25 protein-coding genes and 1 other annotated feature are annotated in these 22,870 nt (G+C 41.3%); of the genes, 9 read left to right on the top strand and 16 right to left on the bottom strand.

Annotated features, from left to right (window positions below; genetic code table 11):
- Nucleotides 1-70: 70 nt before the first annotated feature.
- Nucleotides 71-295 (bottom strand) — a binding site (T-box leader).
- 244 nt (nt 296-539) lie between these two features.
- A complete protein-coding gene (locus WD019_RS17290) occupies nt 540-1,631 on the top strand; it encodes a bifunctional 3-deoxy-7-phosphoheptulonate synthase/chorismate mutase (protein WP_026679346.1) in 1,092 nt (363 codons plus the stop codon).
- A gap of 185 nt (nt 1,632-1,816) precedes the next feature.
- Here the strand turns inward: WD019_RS17290 and WD019_RS17295 are convergent, their stop codons facing one another.
- A complete protein-coding gene (locus WD019_RS17295; protein WP_425712294.1) occupies nt 1,817-2,557 on the bottom strand; it encodes a YqjF family protein in 741 nt (246 codons plus the stop codon).
- A gap of 63 nt (nt 2,558-2,620) precedes the next feature.
- Nucleotides 2,621-3,028, bottom strand: a complete 408-nt coding sequence (locus WD019_RS17300; RefSeq protein WP_026679344.1) for a gamma-glutamylcyclotransferase family protein — start codon at nt 3,026-3,028, stop codon at nt 2,621-2,623.
- A gap of 241 nt (nt 3,029-3,269) precedes the next feature.
- Here WD019_RS17300 and WD019_RS17305 point away from each other — a divergent pair, with 241 nt between their 5' ends.
- Both WD019_RS17305 and fabL read left to right on the top strand, forming a co-directional pair.
- Nucleotides 3,270-3,683, top strand: a complete 414-nt coding sequence (locus WD019_RS17305) for a YjdF family protein (protein WP_026679343.1) — start codon at nt 3,270-3,272, stop codon at nt 3,681-3,683.
- 215 nt (nt 3,684-3,898) lie between these two features.
- Entirely contained in the window at nt 3,899-4,660 is a 762-nt protein-coding gene (gene fabL, locus WD019_RS17310) for an enoyl-[acyl-carrier-protein] reductase FabL (protein WP_211235591.1), read from the top strand.
- Nucleotides 4,661-4,706: 46 nt separating this feature from the next.
- On the opposite strand, the gene WD019_RS17315 is transcribed toward fabL, so the two are convergent.
- From WD019_RS17315 to WD019_RS17340, 6 genes are all read right to left on the bottom strand, one after another.
- Entirely contained in the window at nt 4,707-5,612 is a 906-nt protein-coding gene (locus WD019_RS17315; protein ID WP_425712295.1) for a COX15/CtaA family protein, read from the bottom strand.
- 683 nt (nt 5,613-6,295) lie between these two features.
- Nucleotides 6,296-6,466 (bottom strand): hypothetical protein, encoded by a 171-nt coding sequence (locus WD019_RS17320; RefSeq protein ID WP_425712296.1) that lies wholly within the window; start codon nt 6,464-6,466, stop codon nt 6,296-6,298.
- 56 nt (nt 6,467-6,522) lie between these two features.
- Nucleotides 6,523-7,347, bottom strand: coding sequence for a phosphonoacetaldehyde hydrolase (phnX, locus tag WD019_RS17325; RefSeq protein ID WP_026679339.1), 825 nt, complete (start codon nt 7,345-7,347; stop codon nt 6,523-6,525).
- Between the two features lie 196 nt (nt 7,348-7,543).
- Nucleotides 7,544-8,080 carry an MgtC/SapB family protein gene (locus tag WD019_RS17330; RefSeq protein ID WP_081412770.1) on the bottom strand — a complete coding sequence of 179 codons (537 nt, stop codon included), beginning with the start codon at nt 8,078-8,080 and terminating at the stop codon, nt 7,544-7,546.
- A 17-nt stretch (nt 8,081-8,097) separates the two neighbouring features.
- Nucleotides 8,098-8,313 (bottom strand): hypothetical protein, encoded by a 216-nt coding sequence (locus tag WD019_RS17335; RefSeq protein WP_425712297.1) that lies wholly within the window; start codon nt 8,311-8,313, stop codon nt 8,098-8,100.
- Nucleotides 8,314-8,381: 68 nt separating this feature from the next.
- The gene (locus WD019_RS17340) at nt 8,382-9,209 is read right to left on the bottom strand and encodes an aldo/keto reductase (RefSeq protein WP_425712298.1); all 828 of its coding nucleotides are present in this window, start codon (nt 9,207-9,209) and stop codon (nt 8,382-8,384) included.
- Between the two features lie 169 nt (nt 9,210-9,378).
- Here WD019_RS17340 and WD019_RS17345 point away from each other — a divergent pair, with 169 nt between their 5' ends.
- From WD019_RS17345 to WD019_RS17360, 4 genes are all read left to right on the top strand, one after another.
- Nucleotides 9,379-10,056 (top strand): response regulator transcription factor, encoded by a 678-nt coding sequence (locus WD019_RS17345; protein ID WP_026679336.1) that lies wholly within the window; start codon nt 9,379-9,381, stop codon nt 10,054-10,056.
- Nucleotides 10,053-11,435 carry a sensor histidine kinase gene (locus WD019_RS17350; protein WP_425712299.1) on the top strand — a complete coding sequence of 461 codons (1,383 nt, stop codon included), beginning with the start codon at nt 10,053-10,055 and terminating at the stop codon, nt 11,433-11,435. The genes WD019_RS17345 and WD019_RS17350 overlap by 4 nt, the downstream gene beginning before the upstream one ends.
- 79 nt (nt 11,436-11,514) lie before the next feature.
- A complete protein-coding gene (locus tag WD019_RS17355) occupies nt 11,515-12,615 on the top strand; it encodes an ABC transporter permease (protein ID WP_425712304.1) in 1,101 nt (366 codons plus the stop codon).
- Nucleotides 12,615-13,310: an ABC transporter ATP-binding protein gene (locus WD019_RS17360; protein ID WP_026679333.1), complete on the top strand. Its 696-nt coding sequence runs from the start codon at nt 12,615-12,617 to the stop codon at nt 13,308-13,310. Before WD019_RS17355 ends, WD019_RS17360 begins: the two co-directional genes overlap by 1 nt.
- 133 nt (nt 13,311-13,443) lie before the next feature.
- On the opposite strand, the gene WD019_RS17365 is transcribed toward WD019_RS17360, so the two are convergent.
- From WD019_RS17365 to WD019_RS17380, 4 genes are all read right to left on the bottom strand, one after another.
- Nucleotides 13,444-14,610 carry an ABC transporter permease gene (locus WD019_RS17365; protein ID WP_026679332.1) on the bottom strand — a complete coding sequence of 389 codons (1,167 nt, stop codon included), beginning with the start codon at nt 14,608-14,610 and terminating at the stop codon, nt 13,444-13,446.
- Between the two features lie 3 nt (nt 14,611-14,613).
- Complete coding sequence (locus tag WD019_RS17370; RefSeq protein WP_026679331.1) at nt 14,614-15,351, bottom strand: ATP-binding cassette domain-containing protein; 738 nt, start codon at nt 15,349-15,351, stop codon at nt 14,614-14,616.
- A gap of 230 nt (nt 15,352-15,581) precedes the next feature.
- The gene (locus tag WD019_RS17375) at nt 15,582-15,668 is read right to left on the bottom strand and encodes a putative holin-like toxin (protein WP_407636419.1); all 87 of its coding nucleotides are present in this window, start codon (nt 15,666-15,668) and stop codon (nt 15,582-15,584) included.
- Nucleotides 15,669-15,744: 76 nt separating this feature from the next.
- Complete coding sequence (locus WD019_RS17380) at nt 15,745-16,104, bottom strand: hypothetical protein (RefSeq protein WP_051291618.1); 360 nt, start codon at nt 16,102-16,104, stop codon at nt 15,745-15,747.
- 232 nt (nt 16,105-16,336) lie between these two features.
- Here WD019_RS17380 and WD019_RS17385 point away from each other — a divergent pair, with 232 nt between their 5' ends.
- Together WD019_RS17385 and WD019_RS17390 are read left to right on the top strand one after the other, a co-directional pair.
- Nucleotides 16,337-16,684 carry a hypothetical protein gene (locus WD019_RS17385; RefSeq protein ID WP_026679328.1) on the top strand — a complete coding sequence of 116 codons (348 nt, stop codon included), beginning with the start codon at nt 16,337-16,339 and terminating at the stop codon, nt 16,682-16,684.
- A 14-nt stretch (nt 16,685-16,698) separates the two neighbouring features.
- Nucleotides 16,699-18,114 carry a protein kinase domain-containing protein gene (locus WD019_RS17390; RefSeq protein ID WP_425712300.1) on the top strand — a complete coding sequence of 472 codons (1,416 nt, stop codon included), beginning with the start codon at nt 16,699-16,701 and terminating at the stop codon, nt 18,112-18,114.
- Here the strand turns inward: WD019_RS17390 and WD019_RS17395 are convergent.
- The 4 genes from WD019_RS17395 to WD019_RS17410 form a co-directional block, all read right to left on the bottom strand.
- On the bottom strand, nt 18,105-18,920 hold the full coding sequence (locus tag WD019_RS17395) for a GNAT family N-acetyltransferase (RefSeq protein ID WP_026679326.1): 816 nt from the start codon (nt 18,918-18,920) through the stop codon (nt 18,105-18,107). The genes WD019_RS17390 and WD019_RS17395 overlap by 10 nt on opposite strands.
- 41 nt (nt 18,921-18,961) lie before the next feature.
- On the bottom strand, nt 18,962-20,080 hold the full coding sequence (locus WD019_RS17400; RefSeq protein ID WP_425712301.1) for a mandelate racemase/muconate lactonizing enzyme family protein: 1,119 nt from the start codon (nt 20,078-20,080) through the stop codon (nt 18,962-18,964).
- Between the two features lie 108 nt (nt 20,081-20,188).
- Nucleotides 20,189-21,520 (bottom strand): hypothetical protein, encoded by a 1,332-nt coding sequence (locus WD019_RS17405; RefSeq protein ID WP_425712302.1) that lies wholly within the window; start codon nt 21,518-21,520, stop codon nt 20,189-20,191.
- Between the two features lie 444 nt (nt 21,521-21,964).
- Nucleotides 21,965-22,522, bottom strand: a complete 558-nt coding sequence (locus WD019_RS17410) for an isochorismatase family protein (RefSeq protein WP_026679323.1) — start codon at nt 22,520-22,522, stop codon at nt 21,965-21,967.
- Nucleotides 22,523-22,870: the final 348 nt, after the last annotated feature.

Raw genomic sequence — 22,870 nt, forward strand, 5'->3', positions numbered from 1 at the left:
ATCAAAACTCCGGTTAATTGCCCCCGGAGGGAATTCCTTTCCAAAACATCAAAAATCGCCCCTGCATAATCGCAGGGGCGATGTTCATCGCGGTACCACCCTAATTGTGGAAAAACTCCACCTCTTCATTTCGATAACGGCTTTGCCGCCTTTTCTTAATAGACAAAATAATACGTCGTTGGGAAAAGATGCTCAAGGGGTAATTCGCGTTCAACTTTGTACTGATTTTCCACCGACCATCAGTTCTCTGGGTAACAGGGAGATGAACACTACTTTAACCTTTCATCGCGTTTTTTTTATTTGATTTATAAGAAGTTGTACCATGAAAGAGCTCTTGTTGTAAAGAGGTAATTTGTATTTTTAAAAAATTTCGAAACAACCGTGAAAAACTTTAAAATTTTTTCTTGACAGTTGAATGATTTCTGGTTTACAGTATAACACAATATCGAACCATTCGTACACAGATTAATGCGTTAAAGCTCGAAAGCATTCTACTTTAACGCTTAAAAACAATATAAAAAACCGGGGAGGAACTTAAAGTGTCAAACAACGAGCTTGAAGTATTGCGTTCTGAAATGGATCAAGTGACATTGCAAATTTTAGAGTTATTAAATGAACGCGGCAATATTGCGAAAAAGATTGGAAAAATAAAAGAAGCGCAAGGAGTGAAGCGTTTCGATCCTGTTCGCGAGCGGAACATTCTTGATCTTGTCGCGAATAACAATAACGGACCTTTCGAAACGTCTACACTGCAACATATTTTCAAACAAATTTTCAAAGCGTGTTTGGATCTTCAAGAAACCGATAACCGAAAAGCGCTTCTCGTATCCCGCAAGAAAAAACCTGAGGATACGGTCGTATCTGTAAAAGGTGAACATATTGGCGACGGAAATACGCATTTCGTAATGGGCCCATGTGCAGTAGAAAGCTACGAGCAAGTGAAATCTGTTGCGCAGGCAATGAAAGAGCGAGGACTTAAATTGCTTCGCGGCGGCGCATTTAAGCCGCGGACCTCCCCATATGACTTCCAGGGCCTTGGCATCGAAGGGTTGAAGATTTTGCGTCAGGTTGCGGACGAACTTGACATGGCGGTTGTCAGTGAAATTTTAAATCCGAATGATATTGAAATGTCATTGGATTATGTTGATGTCATCCAAATCGGGGCGCGCAACATGCAAAACTTTGAATTATTGAAAGCGGCAGGATCGGTTTACAAACCGGTATTATTAAAACGCGGACTGTCGGCGACAATCGAAGAATTCATGTATGCTGCTGAATACATTCTTGCTCAAGGTAATGACCAGATCATTTTATGCGAACGCGGCATTCGCACGTACGAGAAAGCGACCCGCAACACATTGGATATTTCCGCTGTTCCAATTTTGAAGAAGGAAACACATTTGCCTGTCGTTGTTGACGTAACGCATTCTACTGGACGCAAAGACTTACTACTTCCATGTGCAAAAGCAGCGATTGCGATCGGTGCCGATGCGGTCATGGCAGAAGTGCATCCAGATCCGGCTGTTGCACTTTCCGACTCTGCTCAACAAATGGATATTCCTCAATTCCATCAATTTATGGATGATCTCGAAGCGTTTTTAAAACGCCAACCACAAGGAGCTCATGTGTAATTTTTAAAAAAGGAGTGGTCTCGCATTGACCGCTCCTTTTTGCTATTTTCAAACCGCTTCCGGGTTCTTTTCTCTAACGGTTTTCCCATCATGATCAAGTTGATCGTTGCTTTTCGCTTGAGAAAAGAAGAGATTAAATCCATCCGGTAAAGCCTATTTATTTTTATAAATGAATAACAGCACTTTCACTTTTTCACCTGTATGATTGGCCAAATAAGTGTTTTATTGCAGGAAGCGTAGTGTAACAGCGGTTTTTCATCGGGTAATATAATCCCATGTGAAGAAGTGAGTGTTTCCGCTAAAATTTCCCCTTCGGCTTTTTGTAACTCCCATTTTTCGTGGTGAATATCGATCCGATACATGTTTTTTCCGCTCGACGTATATAAACAGTACCGCTCTGTTAACCATTCATCCAATGAACCTTTTTCGGATTGAAAATTTGTCGAAGATGGAGAAAATAAACCTTCGAATTCACCGTTTCCGCCGTTTCTGCCCTGGCGGCTGCTTTTATACGAAATTTCCCCATCCTTCTTCGTTACATCTATTTTTGCAAAATGATAGGCGAGCGGAGTAAACATTCGGGCTAATCGAGCCGCCATCCAGTGGCCGGCATCAAGGCTAAAAAAATAAACGCCCGGTTTGTCATCGTAAACCACATACGTGCGCAAATTGATTTCGGGAAAAGCATCCGTAAATGGAATCGAAAAGACGTCTCTTACTTTGAAATCCGTGATATGAAACGGGACGATTCCGATCCATGCCCGCCCTTCGAACGTATCAATTTCCAACTGCGGAGGAACTTTATCCTTAAGTTGATCAATAGAAATTGGCCAATGAGCAAAAATCACATCATTCCACGTCTGTGTCATGATCCACGGGCGTTTTGGCAATGGATATGGCCGATGGTTTGTTTGCATTTTCATCATTTGTAACCTCAAAGTCTAGATTCACTTTATAGGTTCCCCATTTTGATCAAGTTTAAAATGAAGCTATACATATTTGCCTGACGTTTTTTGTTTCCGATAAGTGACCCAGTCACCATCCAGTATGAAACGTTCCCGCATTACCTGGCCCTCTTTCATCACGTAGACGAATGCTTCAATCGACCCTTTTTCAGTATAAATCGTTTGAATGATCCGATCATATCGTTCTTCCTCACCGGTTTGATTGTAGCCTTCCAACTGATCCAATGCCTTTAACGTCGGACCGTCAACCTCGTACACCTCTCCAACAACCTTTTGTACCCTATCGATGATCATTGCCGGATAACCGCAGCCCGTGTCATACAGCTTTCCATACGTCCAGCAGTTTTCTTCTAATCGTTTTGCAGTTTTCAAATAATGGTGATACTTTTCCCCTTTTCGAAGGGTCCCATAAACAAATACGTTGAAGACCATACTTTTCTCCTTCTATTCATGCCGTTTTCTTTGACTATACACGATATTCGCCCATTTCGTTACGATTTTGTTTTTGCCAGTCATCTCTTGTTCAGCTTATTTTTTTGGCATATAATGTTAGTCGGGAATGTAAAATCACGGTCCGGTTGGTAGTCCGGGCGCATCGCAATTCATGCGGTGTCAGTAACCTGCCCTCCTCGGGTTGTCCATCATTCCTCAAGTTTTTTGAGGAGGGATTTTTATGAAATTGACTGTAATGCATGATGGTCAATTTTGGGTCGGCATCATCGAAAAGATAAACGGCTCTAACTTGAAAGTGTACCGATATGTTTTTGGTCCTGAACCGAGCGATCCGGAAGTATTAAGTTTTGTTAACTACCAGCTTCTACCCCTGATCGAGCAAAGCAACCAAAAAGGGATTTCCGTTACCACGAAAGAGGAAACGAAACGAAATCCGAAACGGGCCCAAAGAGAAGCTGCCAAAGAACTAAAGAAAAAGGGCGTAACTTCTCAGGCGCAAGAAGCGATGAGAATCCAAATTGAACAAGCAAAAAAAGAGCGGAAAACGTTATCCCGTCTCCAAAAAGAAGCGTTAAACGAACGGAAACGAGAAATTAAGCGGCAAAAAGCGAAAGCAAAACATCGCGGGAAATAGAGCCAGAGCTTTTTTAGGAAGACGAATAAGTAGCCGCTTAAAACGAATAAGCGCTCAAAGTAGACGAATAAATTAACGCATAGCTGCTTTTTCCGGAAAAACTGGTACACCATCCCCCCTGCTTACTACAAGCAGGGGTTTATTATTTATTTGACATCCCCTTCTTCCGTCTATAAAATTAGTACCAGGTAATAACATTAGGTTCTAAGGAGACGATCATATTGAGCAAAAAGGTAGCATTAATTACAGGCGGGACGCGAGGAATCGGAAAAGCGATCGCGTCGAAATTCGCCTCTGAAGGATATCATCTTGTCTTAAATTTTATGCGCAAGAAAAAAGATGCTGAACAAACGAAAGCTGAATTGGAAGAAAAATACGGGGTTCAGGTTCTAATCGTTAAAGCCAACGTTGGCGAAATTGAACAAATCCGCCATTTGTTTGCTGAAACGAAAGCTACATTTGGACGCCTTGATGTGTTCATCAACAATGCCGCTTCGGGCGTTCAGCGGCCACTGATGGAAATTGAAGAACACCATTGGGATTGGACGCAAAATATCAATGCGAAAGCGTATTTATTTGCCGCACAGGAAGCAGCCAGGCTGATGGAAGAAAATAACGGCGGCGCTATCGTTGCCCTTTCTAGCTTAGGATCCATCCGCGCTCTTCCAAACTATGTCGTTGTCGGCGTTTCAAAAGCTTCCGTTGAAGCAATCACAAGATATTTAGCGGTTGAATTAGCGCCAAAAGGCATTGTCGTAAATGCGGTATCCGGGGGCGCAGTTGATACGGATGCATTGAAGCATTTTCCCAACCGAGAGGAATTGCTTGAGACTGCCAAAAAGCGAAACCCCGCAGGTCGGATTGTCGAACCGGAAGACATGGCCGAAGCTGTCTACTTTTTATGCACGCCGGCAGCAAGCATGATTCGCGGGCAAACAATCATCGTTGATGGCGGATTGTCTCTGCTTGCAGAATAAGGAAAAAAGGCCGCAGGCTGAATTGAATTTCAGCCGCGGCCTTTTTCTACATTTTTTCCGGTCTTTTCAATGTTTGCAAGCAAATATAACTTAACATACCGAACAATAATGTGATAAAACCAGCGTGAGCCAGAGTCGAGAAAATGTTCAACCTTGTTAAAACGACGGAAATTCCGCTGGCAATTTGCGCTAGAACTAATAAAAGAGCGATGAGGCTTGCAACATAAATATCCCGTCTCGTTTCTTTAAAATGACGTACCGAGTACACCAGTAAACCGATTATTAAAAAGAATAGAATGACAGCGGCAACACGGTGGGCAAAATGGACCCCAGCCAGCCCTGTAAGATTAGGAATAAATGTATCCGGATAACATTTAGGAAAATCCGTACAGGCTAAGCTTGCCCCCGAATGCCGGACATACGCGCCTAAATAAATATCTGCATACGTATAAATCACCGTTATCCAGGCAAACACTTTAAATCCTTTTGATACAGGCTGTTTCACCAACTCTTTTACCTTGTCCCGCTGCAAAACAAAAATCGAAAGCAAAAAGACGCTCGTAAATGCCATAAGAGAAAAGCCAAAATGAAGAGCGAGCGCTGATGGAGATTGCGGCCACATGACAGCCGCTGCCCCTAACAACGATTCAATGACAATAAATAAAATCCCGATAAATGAAAGGATCTTTACTTCGCGGTTTCCCCTGTAGCGAAGCCATGCCCAGACGGAAAATACAATAACAACCATACCGGCAAAGCCTGTAATAAGGCGATGGGTATATTCGATCATCGTTTCGACGGTATATTCGGGAATAAACTTGCCATGGCAGAGCGGCCAATCATTTCCGCACCCCATTCCGGATCCCGTATTCGTCACTAACGCTCCGGCAATCATTAATATAAACATAATCACTGTTGTAAAAACAGCCATCCATTTAAAAGCTTTATCCATTCAAAAACCCCTTTTCTATTACCCGGGTAAATCTTGCTTTGCTTCTCACCTACATTATACCTATTTTCACTGTTTAATTAAGGGCAATTCTATGAACAAATGATAACGATTTAGTTTCGGTTATTCCCTTGTTTTTCCAAAATAGACGTTCTATATCTCAAATATCCCCAATAAATGATATATTGTGTAAGAGGTGGAATAATATGAATGGAGACTGTCTGGTCTGTAATTGCATTTCAAGAATTAAAAGAAAGTCAGGTATCCCGTTAGTAAACGAAATGCCCGACTTTCCTACTGTTGCAACAATGTTTCTGCTTTATCTTCTTTAAGCTGTTTAATTTCCTTATTTTTTCTAGTGCCCCTTCAGTTTTCCTAAATTTTCACCTGTAAAAAAGATTAGAAGTTGGAAGCAAAAACAGGATCAAATTTCTCTAGTATGGTGCTATTTTCATGGCATTTGGACAATAAACAGTCGATTTCCGACAATAAATAGATATCATCGGACAATAAATGGCCTCAGTCGGACAATAAAATTAGTCTATTTTTCACTTATTATCCAAAAGTATGATTGTATTTGTCTAAACCGGATGATTTATTGTCCAAATACGATCACTTATTGTCCGAGAACGAAATCATTTTAAATGATGTAACGATTCGTCATCGTTTTTCCTCATTTCACAGATCTAACGAGGTGTTCTAAAAATAACGAATGTTCGATTACTAAAATCCAAACTTTTTTCTAGAGGGGGCACTAGCTTTTTAAAAACCATCAACGGTTCAAAGGCTTCTTCCTGAACAAGAAGCCTTGTTTTATCGACTACTCCTTTTGTGATAAGTTCGGTGGCGATTTCCATAACCTTTTACCTCATCAAAAAAAGTTTGTATCTAAAATAGGACGATTTTAAAAAAATTAGTAGTGGCACCTTTCCATTTGAGAGATTCTCCGGTCGATTTTCGGTATGACTTGATCTAATTCTCCGATACTCTCAATCACATAATCTGCACCGGCGTCTTTAAATCGTCTGGCGACCACTTTCATTCGATTTGCCAGTACCCCCGGGTCGCATTCATTTACTTCTTGTTCACTCATCCCGAGCTCGCTTCCGCCTTTAATAACACCGACCGTCCACGTCCCGGCATTGATTCCTTCTTGAATGTCACTGATCGTATCCCCTACTTTCACAATATGTTTCATCGGGTATACTCCTAAATTCATCGCATTTTGATAGATCATCCACGGATAGGGGCGCCCTGCAGGCATTTCACTAGGCGTAACTATAGAATCTGGTTCATAGCCCTGCCGTTTTGCTTCAGGCGTGACAATTGACATCATTTCAGCAGTAAAGCCGGTGGTCGATCCGATTTTCAAGCCCATTTTACGCAATCGTTCAACGACTTCAACTGCTCCAGGAATAAGCGTGCAATAGTTGGGGAGAATGGAAAAAAGCATCGGTTCAAAATCAGCATATAACGCATCAATATCTTTAGTTTCCGGAAGCCGTCCATATTTATCTTTCCAAAGGTTTGCGATCCGATCCATTTGGCACATGGCTTCAATGTGATCCCATTTCAGAAGCCCCATCGGCTTTCGTGCTTCTTCGTGCGTGACGTCAATCCCTCGTTTTCGAAAGACTTCAACGAAAACAGCTAACGGCGAAAAGCATCCGTAATCGACTACCGTTCCGGCCCAATCAAAAATGACCGCTTTAACATATTTCGGAGATTGATCATCCATTTACAGCCCTCCTCTTCCTTAACCTTTACGTTCTATCCTGCCTGAGATGGTTCTTCTATCTTTTGTATATACTACTAAAACCAATTGGTTTGCTTAATAAAAGTATATCACAATCATTTGGTAATAATTTGTATTTCTATTGTTCTTTAAATATAAAATAAGCTCCCTTTTTTGATCAGGGAGCCATGAGCAAAGATTATCCTTGCGCTTCATAAGTTTGATTTGCTTTTTTTTCTTTTTTGTCCTTTTTCTTTCTTGGGGATAAAAGCAAATTTCGCTTTTCTAGAAAAAGGCTAATTTTCGCTAAAATAAATGTTATGAAAACTGAAAAGATGACAATGCCGTAAAATCCTGCTCCAATTCCTATCCCGACGCCTCCAGCAAAAAATATCATTGCGGCTGATGTTAAGCCTTTTACTTTTACCCCATCCTTCATGATCAGACCCGCTCCGAGAAACCCGAGGCCGGTAACAATTTGCGCGGCAAGACGCATTGGGTCCATCATTTTTCCGCTGTTGGCTTTTGAAAAAGCTTCTGCGCTATAAATTGATACGATGGTGATTAACGTACAGGAAACGCAAGTGTATAAATAGGTTTTTAGTCCGGCGGGCTTGTTTTTAAACGAGCGATCCCAGCCTATAAAAAGTCCTAAAAACGCACTAATGATAATCCGTATATACATTTCCATATGGTCTAACACTTGATGGACATAAAGGCTGTGCAATGTTTCCAATGGTAACCACCACCTTCCTATGAATGATGGCTATTATGATTCGCTATTCGCTTTAGCCATGTTACATTTTTACGATCTAACCCAAGTTTCCATTCCACCGGGCAATCCTTATCTGATATTTGTTTTAGTTTAGTATAAAATGGCTCAATTTTAAATTCTTTATTTTCCAGATAATAAAACGGAGTAATGAAGGCTGGCTGATAGCGATACGGAAGCAATGCTTTTAAAGACAAAAAAGCACCTCTCATGGTTAGAAACTATCTAACCATGAGGGTGCCATTCAACTTCGGTACTTATTTGTTTAGAAATTAAAATTGTCTGGATCCGGACCGACTCGCTTATTAAGGTTTAAGCCGTCGATTTTCTTCATGTCTTCACGGGAAAGTTCAAAATCAAACAGATCGGCGTTTTCTTTAATCCGATGTTCCTTGACTGATTTCGGGATGACGACAACACCGTTTTGCAGATCCCAGCGCAAGATGACTTGAGCCGGAGTTTTCTTATATTTATTGGCGATTTCGACTAAAGTTGGATCGCCAAGCAATTCTCCTTGCATGAGCGGGCTCCACGCTTCCATTTGGATGTTATTTTCCTTACAGAATTGAAGAAGCTCTTTTTGGGAAAGGCGTGGATGGGTTTCGACCTGGTTGACCATCGGGACAATTTCAGCGTCTTCCATCAAATCTTTTAAATGGTGAATATGGAAGTTGCTGACACCAATCGCCTTTACGCGGCCGTCTTTATATAATTTTTCAAGCGCTCGCCATGTTTCTTTATACTTTCCTTTGACAGGCCAGTGAATCAAATAGAGGTCGACATAATCAAGATCGAGCTTTTTTAGGCTTTCTTCAAAAGCGGAAAGCGTAGATTCATAGCCTTGATCGTCGTTCCACACTTTTGTCGTAATAAATAACTCTTCTCTAGGAACACCGGCTTCTTTAATCGCTTTTCCGACGCCTTCTTCGTTTTTGTAAACTGCTGCCGTATCGATGCTGCGATATCCTGCCTCGATCGCCCATTTAACCGATTGGACGACCTCTTCCCCTTCATTAACCCGCCATACGCCAAGACCGACCCATGGCATTTTCACTCCATTATGTAATGTTGTTGTGTCCTGTAAGCTTTTCATTCTATCGCCTCCAGTTTCTTTAATCATCTAACCTACTATTATAATGACACATCATTAAAGAAATAAAAATTGATTTGCTTACTTATATTTGTCTCCATATATTTTCATTCAAAAATAAAATCGAGTACACTTGAGTCAACAGAACATATTGTAAGGAGCTGTCAATTCGATGATTCATATTTTAATTGCTGATGATGATGCCCACATTCGTGAATTGGTCAGACACTATCTGCAGACGGAAGGTTACATTGTCTTTGAGGCGGCAGACGGGGAAGAAGCCGCCACTTTAATTGCAAAAGAGCACATCCATTTGGCCATTGTCGATGTAATGATGCCAAATAAAGACGGATATCAGCTGTGTGCGGAAATTAGAAACGATTATGATTTCCCGGTCATATTACTTACAGCGAAAGATCAGCTGGTTGATAAAGAAAAAGGGTTTTCAGTCGGAACAGATGATTATTTGACCAAACCATTTGAGCCGAAAGAGCTGCTATTCCGTATCAAAGCGCTGCTCCGGCGTTATCAACTGGTGAGCGCAGAAAGAATTGCTCTAAACGATACTATCATTGACCGAAAAAGCTATGAAGTGCATTGTGATGGAAAACTATTGATGCTTCCATTAAAAGAGTTTGAATTGCTCTTTCAGTTAGCCAGTTACCCGGAGCGCATTTTTTCGCGTGATGAATTAATACAGCTTATCTGGGGGCCAGATTTTAACGGGGATGACCGGACCGTGGATGTCCATATTAAGCGGCTGCGAGAGCGTTTTGCAGGACGAACCGATGATTTCACCATTAAAACGGTTCGGGGAGTCGGCTATAAACTGGAGGTCTTAAAGAAGTGAAAACATTATATTTACGGATTGTCGCAACGACCATCTTTGTAATGATTTTAAGTAGCATCCTCGCCTTTATTATTTCAAATGTATATTACCAATACAGTTTAAAACCGTTCAATGATGCAAAAGTGACAAAGATGGCAAGAGACGTTAAAACATTTTATGAAAACCATCCGGAAGTAAACAAGGATGATTATTTGAAGAGCATCGGCCAATTGGGCTATCAGCTTTACCTTGTGGATGAGAAGGAGCGGGGTGTGTTTTATGGGAGGACGTTCAGAGAAAAGGGATTAAATCCCGATATTGTTAAAGACGTTTTGAACGGACACGTTTACCACGGAATTTCTCATTTTCCTTCCAAATTGTTTATCACTGGTTTTTTTGACAACGTTCTTGCCAATACGATCGGGGTTCCCATTAAAGTAAACGATCAAACGTATGCCCTTTTCATCCGTCCAAACGTTGAAGTTCAATTTGGGGAATTGCGCATCTTTTTTGCAATTATCCTTCTTTTCACCATCGTATTGAGTATTCTTTTCGTTTTGGTCAGCACCCGTTATATCGTGAAACCCATCATTAAATTGACGGATGCCACAAAACAACTCGCACAGGGGAAATATAACATTAAATTGAATGTGAAGCGGCGGGATGAAATCGGCAAACTGGCCAGCCATTTTTCACAAATGGCAAGAAGTTTGGAGCAGCTTGAAGAAATGCGCCAGGAATTTGTTTCAAATGTTTCGCATGAAATCCAATCGCCGCTTGCCTCCATCCAGGGGTTTTCACAAACACTGCAAACTGAAAATCTATCCGAAGACGAGCGCCAGACGTATCTTTCCATTATTGAAAACGAAAGCCGCAGAATGTCTCAGTTGAGCAAACAATTATTGACTCTTGCTTCCCTTGATAAAGAAGAAAACATTCTGGAGAAAAGCACGTTTGACGTAGCCGCTCAAATGAAACAAGTGTTAATGATGACGGAATGGAGCTGGCGCGAAAAAGAGCTGGCTATTGATATGGAACTTCCATCGGCCTTCATTCGCGCTGATGAAAAGTTGCTTCACCAGGTATGGACAAACTTGATTACAAACAGCATTAAATTCACTGAAAATGGCGGATCTATTTCACTTCGGCTGAGAAAGAATGACGGGGAATGCCAGATTGAGATTAAAGATACGGGAATCGGCATTTCAGAAAAGGATCTTCCCCATATTTTCAATCGTTTTTATAAAGCGGACAAAGCGAGAAGCCGAAAAGAAGGCTCGAGCGGTTTAGGCCTTGCCATTACGAAAAAAATTGTTGAATTACATGGTGGACACATTCATGTTGAAAGCCAATTAGGAAAAGGAACAACCTTTATCGTGAATCTGCCAAATTGTAATTAACCGTTCATCTTCCGTTCATATTTCATTCCTATACTTTCAATCAGGGAATTAATTTTTAATGAATGGAGATGAGCGAATCATGTTTCTCGCATTGCGCGAATTTCAATATGCCAAATTGCGCTACCTTCTAATTGGTTTGATTATGGTCCTCATTGCCTGGTTAGTCTTTTTTGTTTCGGGTCTGGCTAAAGGATTATCGTCTGACAATGCTTCTTCGATCCAAACTATGAAGGCGGACTATTTCGTACTTCAAAAAGACTCAGATCACCGATTCAACCGGTCATTATTATCTGAAGATCAATTACAAGACGTCCGTCAATTTGTCGGGAACAATGCCTCGACTCCTCTAGGCGTGCAAATGACGACTGTTACGAAAAAAGGATCATCGAAAAAAATCGATGCCACGTTTTTCGCCATCGATATGAATGGGATGCTGGCGCCGGAACTTGCGGAAGGCAATTTGATCAACAATTCAACTAAAAATGAAATCATTGTCGATCAGTCGTTTAAAAATGAAGGCTTAAGTATAGGCAGCCGAATAAAGGATCAACTATCCGAAAAAGAATTTAAAATTGTTGGCTTTACGAAAAATCAGTCGTTTAGCCACACGCCCGTTATCCATATGAACTTTAAAGAGTGGGCTTCTATCCAACCATCCAATGCCCAAAATAAATTATCCTTCAACGCTCTAGCCTTGAAAGCCGATCAGGGCAAAGCTGACAACATTGAGAAAAATGTTAAAGAAGTCGACGTTTTAGCTAAGGGCAAGGCGTTAAAAGGCATTCCCGGATACAAAGAAGAGCAAGGCTCACTTATGATGATGATTGTTTTTTTATTCATTATTGCCGCTTTTGTATTAGCCGTCTTCTTTTATGTCATCACGATTCAAAAAATGAATCAATTTGGTGTCTTAAAAGCAATCGGGGCAAAATCAAGCCAATTGGCGCGGACGATTCTTTTTCAGGTGCTGATGCTTTCCATTGTCAGCCTGGTTATCAGTATGGCATTGACTTATGGCATTTCGGCCGTTCTGCCAAACAGCATGCCGTTTGACCTCAACCCACTATTGGCGTTCGGCTGTTCGGGTCTATTTTTAGCGGTATCTGTGGCGGGTTCATTGTTATCACTCTACCGCGTCGTTAAAATTGATGCGATTGAGGCGATTGGGAGGGCTGTCTAATGGAATATAAACTTGTACTTGATAACATAAGCAAAGTTTTCGGTGATGGGGATACGTCTGTGAAAGTGCTTGACCATGTTTCGCTTCATGTGAAAGCTGGTGAGTTTGTCGCATTAGTTGGCCCATCCGGTTCCGGTAAAAGCACGTTTCTTTCGATCGCCGGCGCTTTGCTTTCACCTTCGAGCGGACGCATTATCCTTGGCGGTGAAGAAATTAACGATCTTTCGCCAAAACAAATGAATCGGATCCGGATGGAAAAAATCGGGTTCATTTTTCAAAGTTCCAATTTAATCCCGTATTTAACAGTTCGTGATCAATTACTGCTCATCCCGGAATTGGCGGGCACTCTTAATGAAAAAGCAGAAAAGAGAGCGGACGATCTTCTCAAGCGGCTCGGGCTCGCCCACCGGAAAAACAACTATCCAGAGAGTTTATCGGGTGGCGAACGCCAGCGGGTGGCCATCGCCAGAGCATGGATGAATGACCCGGAAATCATTTTAGCTGATGAACCGACAGCAAGCCTTGATTCAGAACGGGGACGCGCGGTCGTCCAAATGCTTGCCGATGAAGTGAAATTAAGAGATAAAGCGGCCATTATGGTCACGCATGACAGGCGAATGCTCGATTTATGCGACCGTGTCGTATTTATTGAGGATGGAAAGCTCTTAGAACAAACAAAGCGAATGTCTCTTTAATATAAAGAAGCACATTTTAGATTCATTCTAAGATGTGCTTTCTTGTAATTTCCTATCGGTCATGTTTCTAACAAGGATTTTTTCAGGTGTACTATCCGCCAATCTTCAGGCTTTCTACAAGCTTTCTCTTATTCTAAGATTTCTCAAGCACCCAGCGATCTTTCCCGAACATCACCCGGGCAATCGTAAAGAATATGACGATACAAACAAGTGTGCTTCCGATCGTTAGCAGAACATTTTGCAGTGAATAAACACCGTAAATTAATTGCTTAATCAGCGCATAAATGTTTAAAAACGGAATGATGAAATGCATCGTCGTCATTTCGTTGACGGAAACCGTAATTAAAAAATAATAAGGAAGCATTCCGAGCAACATAAGAGGAGAAATGTAGTTTTGCGCTTCTTTCATCGTATTGGCAAACAAGCTGAAAATGACCTGGATGCTTGCGACTAAAAAAGCGAATAAAATAATTGCAATCAACAATGCTGCGATGAGCTTTCCGCCTCCGTGTTCTAGATCAAACACATTTGGCAGATTCGTCGTAAAAAATTTTATAAAGACAACTAATGTTACAGTTGAAAATATACCGGTAATGGCCCCCAGCACTGAAATCGTTAACCATTTTCCCGTAATTAAATGACTCCGTTTGACTGGTGTGATCAACAAAGCCTCCATCGTTTTCCGCTCTTTCTCTCCGGCAAACAAATCATTAGCCGCCGAAACACCGCCCATCATCACCCCGAGTACGATGATGATTTGCGCAAACAGAGAAACCAAATACATTCCGCCATCGTCATCTTTGGCCACATTTTTCACTTTCATTTGAAACGGGTTAAGCACTTTCGGATCAATATGCGCCGATTGGAGTTTTTCATTCACAATGGTTTGCTCGTGCATAGAAATTATATTTTTTACTGTTTCAACTGCTGCCGAGCTTTTTGAGCTTCCAGAATCTGAATAAATGGTTAACTCGGGAGAGCCTCCATTTTTTAGTTTTTGGTCAAAGTCACTTCCAACCTTAATGCCGACTTGCGCGTCTCCGTCCTTCACTGCTTCCATTGGATCAGAAAGTTCCTTAATTTTCGTATTTTTCATATCGTACAGCCACTTATAAATGGTAGATTGGCTATTTTGATTCACTGCAATTGTCATCGTGTCTTCTGATTTATTCAGCACTACACGATCAAATAGTAGCATTAGTCCTGCATTTAAAATAATCGGAATTAATACGCTTAAAACAATCGTTTTCCGATCCCGCAATGAATCGATCAATTCCTTTTTAAAAATTCCCCAGACCATCCGTTACGCTCCTTCCACTAATCGAGACATAAAGATATCATTCAAATCTTCGCTTTTCTCTTCGGCATATAGGTCTCTAAGCTTCCCATGATACACTAATTCACCTTTATGGATCATAATGACAGACTCGCAAAGGAGCTTCACTTCTTCCATGATGTGGCTTGAGAAGATAATCGTTTTTCCTTCTGTTCGAAGCTCATGGATCAGCTGGCGAAACATATTGGCTGATGTGATGTCTAATCCTGTTGTGGGCTCATCGAACAAAATCACTTCAGGATCATGAATTAGCGTTCGGGCTATCGCCACTTTTTGCCTCATTCCTTTTGAGAATCCTGCTACTCTTCGATCCAAGTATTCTTTCATTCCAAAACGGACGGACAATTGCTCCACTTTCCCTTTTGCCTCATGATTGTTGATTCCGTAAAGCTTTGCAAAATAGAGCAAGTTTTCTCTGGCTGTAAGCCGTTCATAAAGCCCTGTCTCACTGCCGAATAATACACCGATCTTCCGCTTAATTTTCATCGGATCTTTTAAAATATCTATACCGTCAATAAGGATAGACCCGCACGAAGGATGCAAGACCGTAGCAATCATTCGCAGCATTGTCGTTTTCCCCGCCCCATTTTCACCTAATAATCCAACAACTTCTCCTTTTTGGATGGAAAAAGAAACGTCATTTACTGCCGTTATCGTCTTTTTTTTGTCTTTGAACGCTTTTGTCAGATGTTCAACCTCGATCACGTTAACCCTTCCTTTCAAATTTTCATGTTTTGATAATCTATAAAATTATCGTCTTTCAATAGTTGTTGCCGTTTATTTAATTGTATCCTATTGGAAATGACGTGTAAATTCTTCCATCCCATCCTGTGAATTTCCTTTATGGTTCGAAATGCCATTTCTTGAGCAAATGACAGCAAAGTGCCCCCGGGAAACAATATTCCCGGGGGCACTTTGTCAAGTAACCGGATCCCCTAGAGCGACTTATTGTTGGAGTGAAGGAGTGCGATAACGAGCATTGAAAAGTTAATCATTAATGAAATGGTTTCAAATACTGTCATGCCAATTCCCTCCTTTCCCCTAGTGTGTCCGCTCCAGAGTTTGTCCTATTCAAAATTTTATAAAATAATTTTTAAATTACGTTTTATTTAACTGTTGCTTTAACTCTTCGGCCAGTTTTTGCAATGCATCGCGGTGTTCACGTGCAAGAGCCAACTCTTCCTTTACAAGGGTAAGCTCTTCCATCACCGCATCATGCGTTTCGTTAATGATCTTTTCCTGGTTTTCCCCGGCGATTCTTGCGACATATCCCAGGACAGGCAATGCCACCCCTTGAAAGATGCTTTGTACAATATATTGAACCCATCCTACGAGAGTGTCCGGATGCTGGAAAAAAAGCGGTATAATCACAAGTGCAGCAACCACGTAAAAGCAGGCCATCGTTGAGAGCCAATAAGCCAATTTATCTCCAATACATGCGTTAATTCGCCTTATCATTTCCCTCACCTCATTACTTTTTATTAATAGATTATGAGATTCGCATAAGAAATGAATCGGACAAGTACGGATGTTTTAGTAAACAAAAGTTGTACACGCATTTTTTTGGCCAAACCCCCGGACAACGATAACCTTCCATGATTATACTATTTAGAAAGAGATGTGAATTGGCAGCATCTTTTGCTGTTTCGGCTATATAAACTGCCCTGCAGTTATGGAGGTTTTTAATAAAATGAATATAAATGAAATTTTACAGCGTGCGACAACCGATAAAGAATTTGCCGAGAAAATGAAAGCCATGGTGATTGAAAACGCCAAAAATAGGAACGAGGATCAGGAATGGTCGGAGGTTTTGAATTGCTTTCGTTCAAGCCCGGAAGATCTCGCCAGTTTAGGAGGCCCTGATAGTTCAGGAGATGGAAGGTTTACAGTGATAACAACCGCTGGAGTCGTTACAACTAGTGCGATAGTTACAACAGCTACAACAGTTACGGCGGTTACGATTACGACAACAGCTACTGTTCCATTCACAACAGCGGCAACGACAACAATTGGTCCATTTACGACGACCACGTATTAATTGAGGATGGAATAATGAATCCGCATTTATTATATGATCAGTTAGAAAAAAAGTGGAAAGGCCTTTGCAAGCAATACCTTCCCCTTCATCATGAAAATTCAATATGGAGACAAAACCGGCTGATTACACCGGAGGAACCCGATCAGGGATGGAAGCTCCATCTTTCCGCAACAGTCCTCTCAGCATGCCATCTATTTGAAAAAGTAGCCCCATTTTTATCAGATCTAGGCGTTCTTTTTAAAGCTCCCCATTCAATGTTAGAATTAAAAAGGTTAAACAGCGGTTTATATTATGGGTTTAATCAAGTAGGAAAGTTTCTCACCATTTATCCTCGAACGGATCAAGAAGCGGTTTGGCTTGCGAATGAGCTGCATATCATGACAAAATCATTTCCCGGCCCTGCCGTCCCATACGATATCCCATTTATAGAAGGCAGCCGGGTCCATTACCGGTATGGAGCATTTCGGAATATGGAAATGGAGGACATAGATGGCAACCTCATTCCCGCTTTACGAACTCCTGAAGGCCAATTTGTTCCCGACCTTCGCGGGCCCGGGGCAGCCGTTCCTTCATGGGTAAAAAATCCTTTTCAAAAAGAACCGAAAGAGAACCTACGAAGACCGTTAAGCCCGCTTCAAACGATGACGTTAGTATATGAAGCGATCTCGCAAAGGGGAAAAGGCGGAGTTTATCGCGCCCTTGATCTAAGTGTGAGCCCGGCCCGGCTTTGCATCTTAAAAGAGGGACGAAAATACGGCGAAACCGAATTTGATAACCGGGATGGCTACTGGAGAGTAAAGCATGAAACCGAAGTTCTTCAGTCCCTGGCTTATAACAGCGTAAATGTCCCTCAAGTATATACAACGTTCGAAGAAGGTGGTAATTACTATTTGGCGATGGAGGAAGTTGAAGGCACTAATCTTCAATCCTTGTTAGATGAGAAACTCCCCACTGAGAAAGCCCTTAATTACAGCATTCAATTAGCGAAACTGTTAGACGATATCCACTCCGCCGGATGGGTATGGAGGGACTGCAAACCAATGAATGTCATTGTAACGAAAGACCATTATCTTCGTCCCATCGATTTTGAAGGGGCTTGCCCGGTTGAATCACCGGACAGCTTGGAATGGGGAACACAAGGATATGTGCCCCCGGAATACGGAAGGCCTTTTGATGGGAAGTCTCAATTGCCAGAAGATCTGTATGCCCTCGGCGCTACGATGCACCAACTTTTTAGCGGGCAAATGCCGAAAGCTCCCCCTCTTGAGCCAATTGAAAAGCTTAATCCAGCAATCCCCTCTTTGGCCGGAGAAATTATAGCCGGTTTGCTTTCCGCTGACCCTCATTCCAGACCTTCAGCTCATACAGTATTTCGTCGATTAGAAACGATCACATCAACTTCTGCCCCCAATAAAGAAGACTATTTTTGACACTCCAAAATATAAAAACATAAAGCAGAGTCGACCGGACTTCGAATAAGGTCAACAGCTGACCAGCCATGATGAAAATAATGTAAAAACACGTGCCGCGAATTCATTCTCCATGATAAGGCTAGATCTGCATTCATTTTTTTCAGTTGCTGAAAATTGCTCGGCACGGGCACAAGGAGCAAGCCTTTTTCTTCATGTCTTGTTACATCCATATCGACAGGTACAAGAAAGCCTTCTGCATCTTTTTCCACTCGAATTAAATAAGGATGGTCATCATGTTTAATGTTCCTTCTATTGCGTTCATCCTTTATTCTCCACTCTACTAAAAAGCGATCAGAAGGCATCCCTTGATTCAAAGCATCATCCATTTCGCCATAACAATTTTCAATGTATGTCGAACAAACGGCGCCTAATTTGTGCAAATTCAAATGCCCATTGACAGTTTCCAGCGGATCATATGTCCAGACGATGCGTTCATATCCCTTTTCAATCGCAACTTCTTTTTGGCGGGTTTTAAGTTTTTCTCCAATGCCTAATTTTTGAAACTCGGGGTGAATGCCTAAAATGTGCGAACATAAGTAGACATTTTCCCCGTCAAAGCCAGGGAAACTATACTGAAATCCGATTAGCTCGCCACCCTCCGAAAAAGCGCCAATGACCATGCCGCCATTTTTAACAGCCGTCAGTGTCTGATGGCTAGGAGTCGATTCAGAAGAACTCCAGATGAGAGACTCTAATTCTCTTACTTTCTCAAGCTCTTTAACCGATTCAAGGGAACGAATCATAATGTTGTCTGCTCTGCCCATAAAAATACCCCCTCGTATTAATCGTTCTCTTATCATCCTTTCTACTTCAAATGGACAATCTCCTTTTTAACTGTTAGTTCATTGAGTGCTACTTCGTCGACATGAACACCCAGTCCCGGTTTTTCGCTTAAATGGACCAATGGAATTGAATAGTGCAAGTCCCCAATATCTTTACTGAATAAAAGCGGTCCTGTTAATTCCGTGCTCTCTATATTTTTTCTTGACATCGCCGCATGGTAGCCGGCAGCTGACCCGATGGACGATTCGACCATCGATCCGATCTGGCTGGTGATTCCTGCATATTCTGCCTGTTTGGCCAAATGAATGGCCGGATAAATTCCGCCGCACTTCATCAATTTAATGTTGATTTTATCGGCGGCATTTTTCTTGATGATTTCAGTAAGATGGCCCCCGTGATGTATTGTTTCATCCGCCATAATCGGAATGACAGATTTCTTTTTTAGTTCAGCAAGTCCGTCAATGTCGCCCATTTTGATTGGCTGTTCCACCCACGAAATGTGAAGAGGCTCAAGCAACCGAATGGCCTGCACGGCAGTGGAATAGTTCACCCATCCCTGGTTCACATCGACGCGAATTTGCACGGCTTCTCCTACTGCCTCCCGGACGCTTCTTATCCGGTCAATATCTTTTAGGAAATTCGCTTCCCCTACTTTTAACTTTAGCGATTGATAACCGTCAGCTAACGCTTGTTTTGCCTTCTCTGCCATCACTTCCGGCTCCTCGATGCTTAACACTCTGGCATATGTAAGCTTTTCATGGAACTTTCCGCCGATCAAGTTGTATACGGGTTGTTTGGAGTATTTCCCCATCAAATCGTAGCAAGCAATATCAATCGCAGCTTTTGCAGCCGGATTGGCAGCGATTCGCTCGTCCATCACTTGATGGATTTTTTCAATTGCAAAAGGATTCTCTCCCATAACGGAAGGAAGCAATTGATGTTTTAACACTTCAAATGCGCTTAAAAACGATTCCCCTGTTACATGTTCATCAGGAACAGCCTCTCCGTACCCGACCACGCCGTCATCTGTTTCAAGTTTGACGATGATCGATGGCATATGCTCATATGTTCCATACGAAATAATAAAAGGCGATTTTAAAGGCAAATGAATACCAATAATTTCTGCTTTTATAATGTTCAATTTAATTCCTCCTCAAAATTTAACGTCAATCAAGCGAAATGTCGTTTATATGTCGTTAATTGCTTAGATTTATATTAGACAGTAAATTCTAAAAAATCAAGCAGGAAACTAAATGGAGATATATTCTTTTAGCTTCCCTGTAATATTGTAAAGCGCGCGTGGCCGTCCCTGATCGTAAGGTTGTTCCTCTCCTGAAATTACCAGCAACTCTTGATCAAGAAAGCGTTTGATTAATCTTTCCGCAGAACGTCTGCTTATTTCAAAGTAACCCGCCAAATCCTGTGCCGAAAACGATCGGAATTGATGAACGCGGATAAAATCAATAAAACGGTTCAAATTTTTAGCGTTCATTTTAAGCTCTTCAGCTAACTTTTGAATGTTTGGATTTTCGTTTTTCAACACATGCTGTTTTTCATTTTCAAACAGAGGTCCGATTAGCTTTTTATTTTCATCTAGAACAAAAATGGTTGTTTTTTCGGCACAATGCTTTTCCGCAAATTGTAGCGCTTGTGCTGCGTGGTTTTCGGCATCATACATTGTATAACCGAAACCGATACCAATTTCGAGCGGACCTTTTATTTTCTCCTCAAGTGCCAGGATGAACTGTAAATTCCTATCGTTTTGCACTGCTTCGAGTGATCCGCGATTTGTGTAAACGAGAAACGGTTGATAGTGCTCCATCGACACCCTTGCGTTTAGCCGTTTTCCAATCTCGTGTAAATGTTGCAACAATTGAAGGCGAAACACTTGATCATTAGAAGTTGGATAATCACGTATTTTTATCGAAATAACGGCGATTTGCGATTCTTTCGTTTTGTTTAACTTCGCCAGTGTAACGGCTTTTTCCAATCCTTCTTTCAGTGATCGTTCCGGCTGAATCATATAGGTTGATGGGATTCCCAACTTTTGAAGCTCCTCATATACGGCATGAATGCTCGTCAAGGCAAAAGCCGTTTTTTTCTCCTGATACAACGCTGTGTGAAAGCGGACAAATTGATCAATATCAAGTGGTTTGACGTCATCATCTATCTTATAAATCCATGGATAATCTTTTACGAAAAGCGGCCGGTCAGAAATTTCGGTTTCAGTTAAAACGTGGTGCAAAAGATCATGATTCGGCAAATCAATCGACATCTCTTTTAACGGAATTTTTTCGCGATACGAAACGGATAATAGCGACATGGCGACCATAAGCTCATTGAATGGGATGTAGGTTGCTTTTAACGGGTATTCGGCTCGTTTCTTTTGTCCGTAATAAAAGGCGATGATTCCGGAAAACAGTAAAAAGTCGACCTCTCTTCCTGCCTTCTCGATCAAGTGATTAATTTCCCGTGGGGATTCATAGGTATAGGAGACAAACGAAACCTCAGGGAATAAAGAATAATGTTTCGAAACCGCCTCGATAAAAAGATTTGACCCTAATACACCAACGACAATCATTTCTTTGCACCTCATAATGTTAAACTATTAATGATCTTTTTAGAATACCTTTTTGTCTTATTTGTAAATTCATAGTAACATTTCTGTCAAGTAGTACAAAGTTTTTGTGCTCTTATGAAGGTGCCTAATGCCTTTGTGATTTCCCATAAATGATATGTCTTTTGTACTTAATGGTAAATACGATGTGATTCTTACATTTCCCAGTCGTACGTGCAAAACTATGAGTATCCTCCGTATGCTGATATTTAGGTTGGCGAGCCAGAAATATTCAGTTTCTGGGGGGAGTTTTTTCACTGAAAGCTTTTTGAAACCCTTAGTCTGAAGGGTTTTCTATTTCATAAATAATAGCCGCACTTTTTCGATGAAAATGCGGCTATATAATATCGCTTAATTGCCTGAAACCACTAATTCTTCCCAGAACTTCCGACCAGACAAAATGGCTTATTATCGGTAATTGTCGTGGATGGGTTGAAATAAATCTTCTTGTGCAAGGCGAACAACGGAAAAATGGTCAACATTGTAATGACCATGAAGGATTTTATTATGATGACTTATTATTTTTTCGGCCGGTAGTATAACAGAATCTGTCGTTGAATGTCCATCGCCTACTAAAGTAACATCAAAGTGATTGACTGTCGCCGTTCGAACCGCTGTGTCAATACATTGTTCCGTTTTACATCCCATGACAACAAGATGTTCAATCTTGTTATCCTTTAAAAAGCTCAATAGCGGCGTTCCGTAAAACGAATTTGTAGCCGCCTTATCAAATATTTTTGTTGCTTTCGGCACTTTTATTTTTGGATGAATTTGAAACCCCTCTCCTTTGCCGCCAGCAACATCTTGATCTCTTATAAAGACGATGAAAGCATCTGATTCAATCGCTTTATTAATGACCAAATTCACGTTATCCAGCAATAATTCTTTATTAAACACACTTTTCTCTTCATGATTCCCATCAACTAATTCTTGTTGGGCATCAATAATAAGCAACGCTTGTTTCAATAGAAAAACCTCTTTTCTATAAAATTTGTATTCTGTCCTCTAAACCTTTTTTCGAATTGATTGACCATACATATCGCCCCCTTTCACTTAATCAAAATCACCCTAAAGCCCGGCAGGAAAAAGGCATCCGGGGTTTGAAAACAGATACGACAAAATAAGGAGTGTAGGCGGAATTATGTCCAATAGAACCTGTCTCAAGGACAAAAATAAGCCCCTGAGATGAATTTATGTCCAATAGAACCTGTCTCAAGGACAAAAATGTAGCCCTGAGATGAATTTATGTTCAATAGAACCCGCCTCAAGGACAAAAATGTGGCCCTGAGGGAGGCCACTGAAAAACTAAGGTGT

The sequence above is a fragment of the Fictibacillus sp. Mic-4 genome, assembly GCF_049843615.1.
Lineage (GTDB): Bacteria > Bacillota > Bacilli > Bacillales > Fictibacillaceae > Fictibacillus_A > Fictibacillus_A gelatini.

Excerpts from the sequence above, each read along its gene's own strand:
- WD019_RS17295 (WP_425712294.1), bottom strand. The coding sequence starts at position 2,557 with ATGATGAAAATGCAAACAAACCATCGGCCATATCCATTGCCAAAACGC.
- WD019_RS17300 (WP_026679344.1), bottom strand. The coding sequence starts at position 3,028 with ATGGTCTTCAACGTATTTGTTTATGGGACCCTTCGAAAAGGGGAAAAG.
- WD019_RS17305 (WP_026679343.1), top strand. The coding sequence starts at position 3,270 with ATGAAATTGACTGTAATGCATGATGGTCAATTTTGGGTCGGCATCATC.
- WD019_RS17315 (WP_425712295.1), bottom strand. The coding sequence starts at position 5,612 with ATGGATAAAGCTTTTAAATGGATGGCTGTTTTTACAACAGTGATTATG.
- WD019_RS17320 (WP_425712296.1), bottom strand. The coding sequence starts at position 6,466 with ATGGAAATCGCCACCGAACTTATCACAAAAGGAGTAGTCGATAAAACA.
- phnX (WP_026679339.1), bottom strand. The coding sequence starts at position 7,347 with ATGGATGATCAATCTCCGAAATATGTTAAAGCGGTCATTTTTGATTGG.
- WD019_RS17340 (WP_425712298.1), bottom strand. The coding sequence starts at position 9,209 with ATGAAAAGCTTACAGGACACAACAACATTACATAATGGAGTGAAAATG.
- WD019_RS17345 (WP_026679336.1), top strand. The coding sequence starts at position 9,379 with ATGATTCATATTTTAATTGCTGATGATGATGCCCACATTCGTGAATTG.
- WD019_RS17355 (WP_425712304.1), top strand. The coding sequence starts at position 11,515 with ATGTTTCTCGCATTGCGCGAATTTCAATATGCCAAATTGCGCTACCTT.
- WD019_RS17360 (WP_026679333.1), top strand. The coding sequence starts at position 12,615 with ATGGAATATAAACTTGTACTTGATAACATAAGCAAAGTTTTCGGTGAT.
- WD019_RS17365 (WP_026679332.1), bottom strand. The coding sequence starts at position 14,610 with ATGGTCTGGGGAATTTTTAAAAAGGAATTGATCGATTCATTGCGGGAT.
- WD019_RS17375 (WP_407636419.1), bottom strand. The coding sequence starts at position 15,668 with ATGACAGTATTTGAAACCATTTCATTAATGATTAACTTTTCAATGCTC.
- WD019_RS17380 (WP_051291618.1), bottom strand. The coding sequence starts at position 16,104 with ATGATAAGGCGAATTAACGCATGTATTGGAGATAAATTGGCTTATTGG.
- WD019_RS17385 (WP_026679328.1), top strand. The coding sequence starts at position 16,337 with ATGAATATAAATGAAATTTTACAGCGTGCGACAACCGATAAAGAATTT.
- WD019_RS17390 (WP_425712300.1), top strand. The coding sequence starts at position 16,699 with ATGAATCCGCATTTATTATATGATCAGTTAGAAAAAAAGTGGAAAGGC.
- WD019_RS17395 (WP_026679326.1), bottom strand. The coding sequence starts at position 18,920 with ATGGGCAGAGCAGACAACATTATGATTCGTTCCCTTGAATCGGTTAAA.
- WD019_RS17405 (WP_425712302.1), bottom strand. The coding sequence starts at position 21,520 with ATGATTGTCGTTGGTGTATTAGGGTCAAATCTTTTTATCGAGGCGGTT.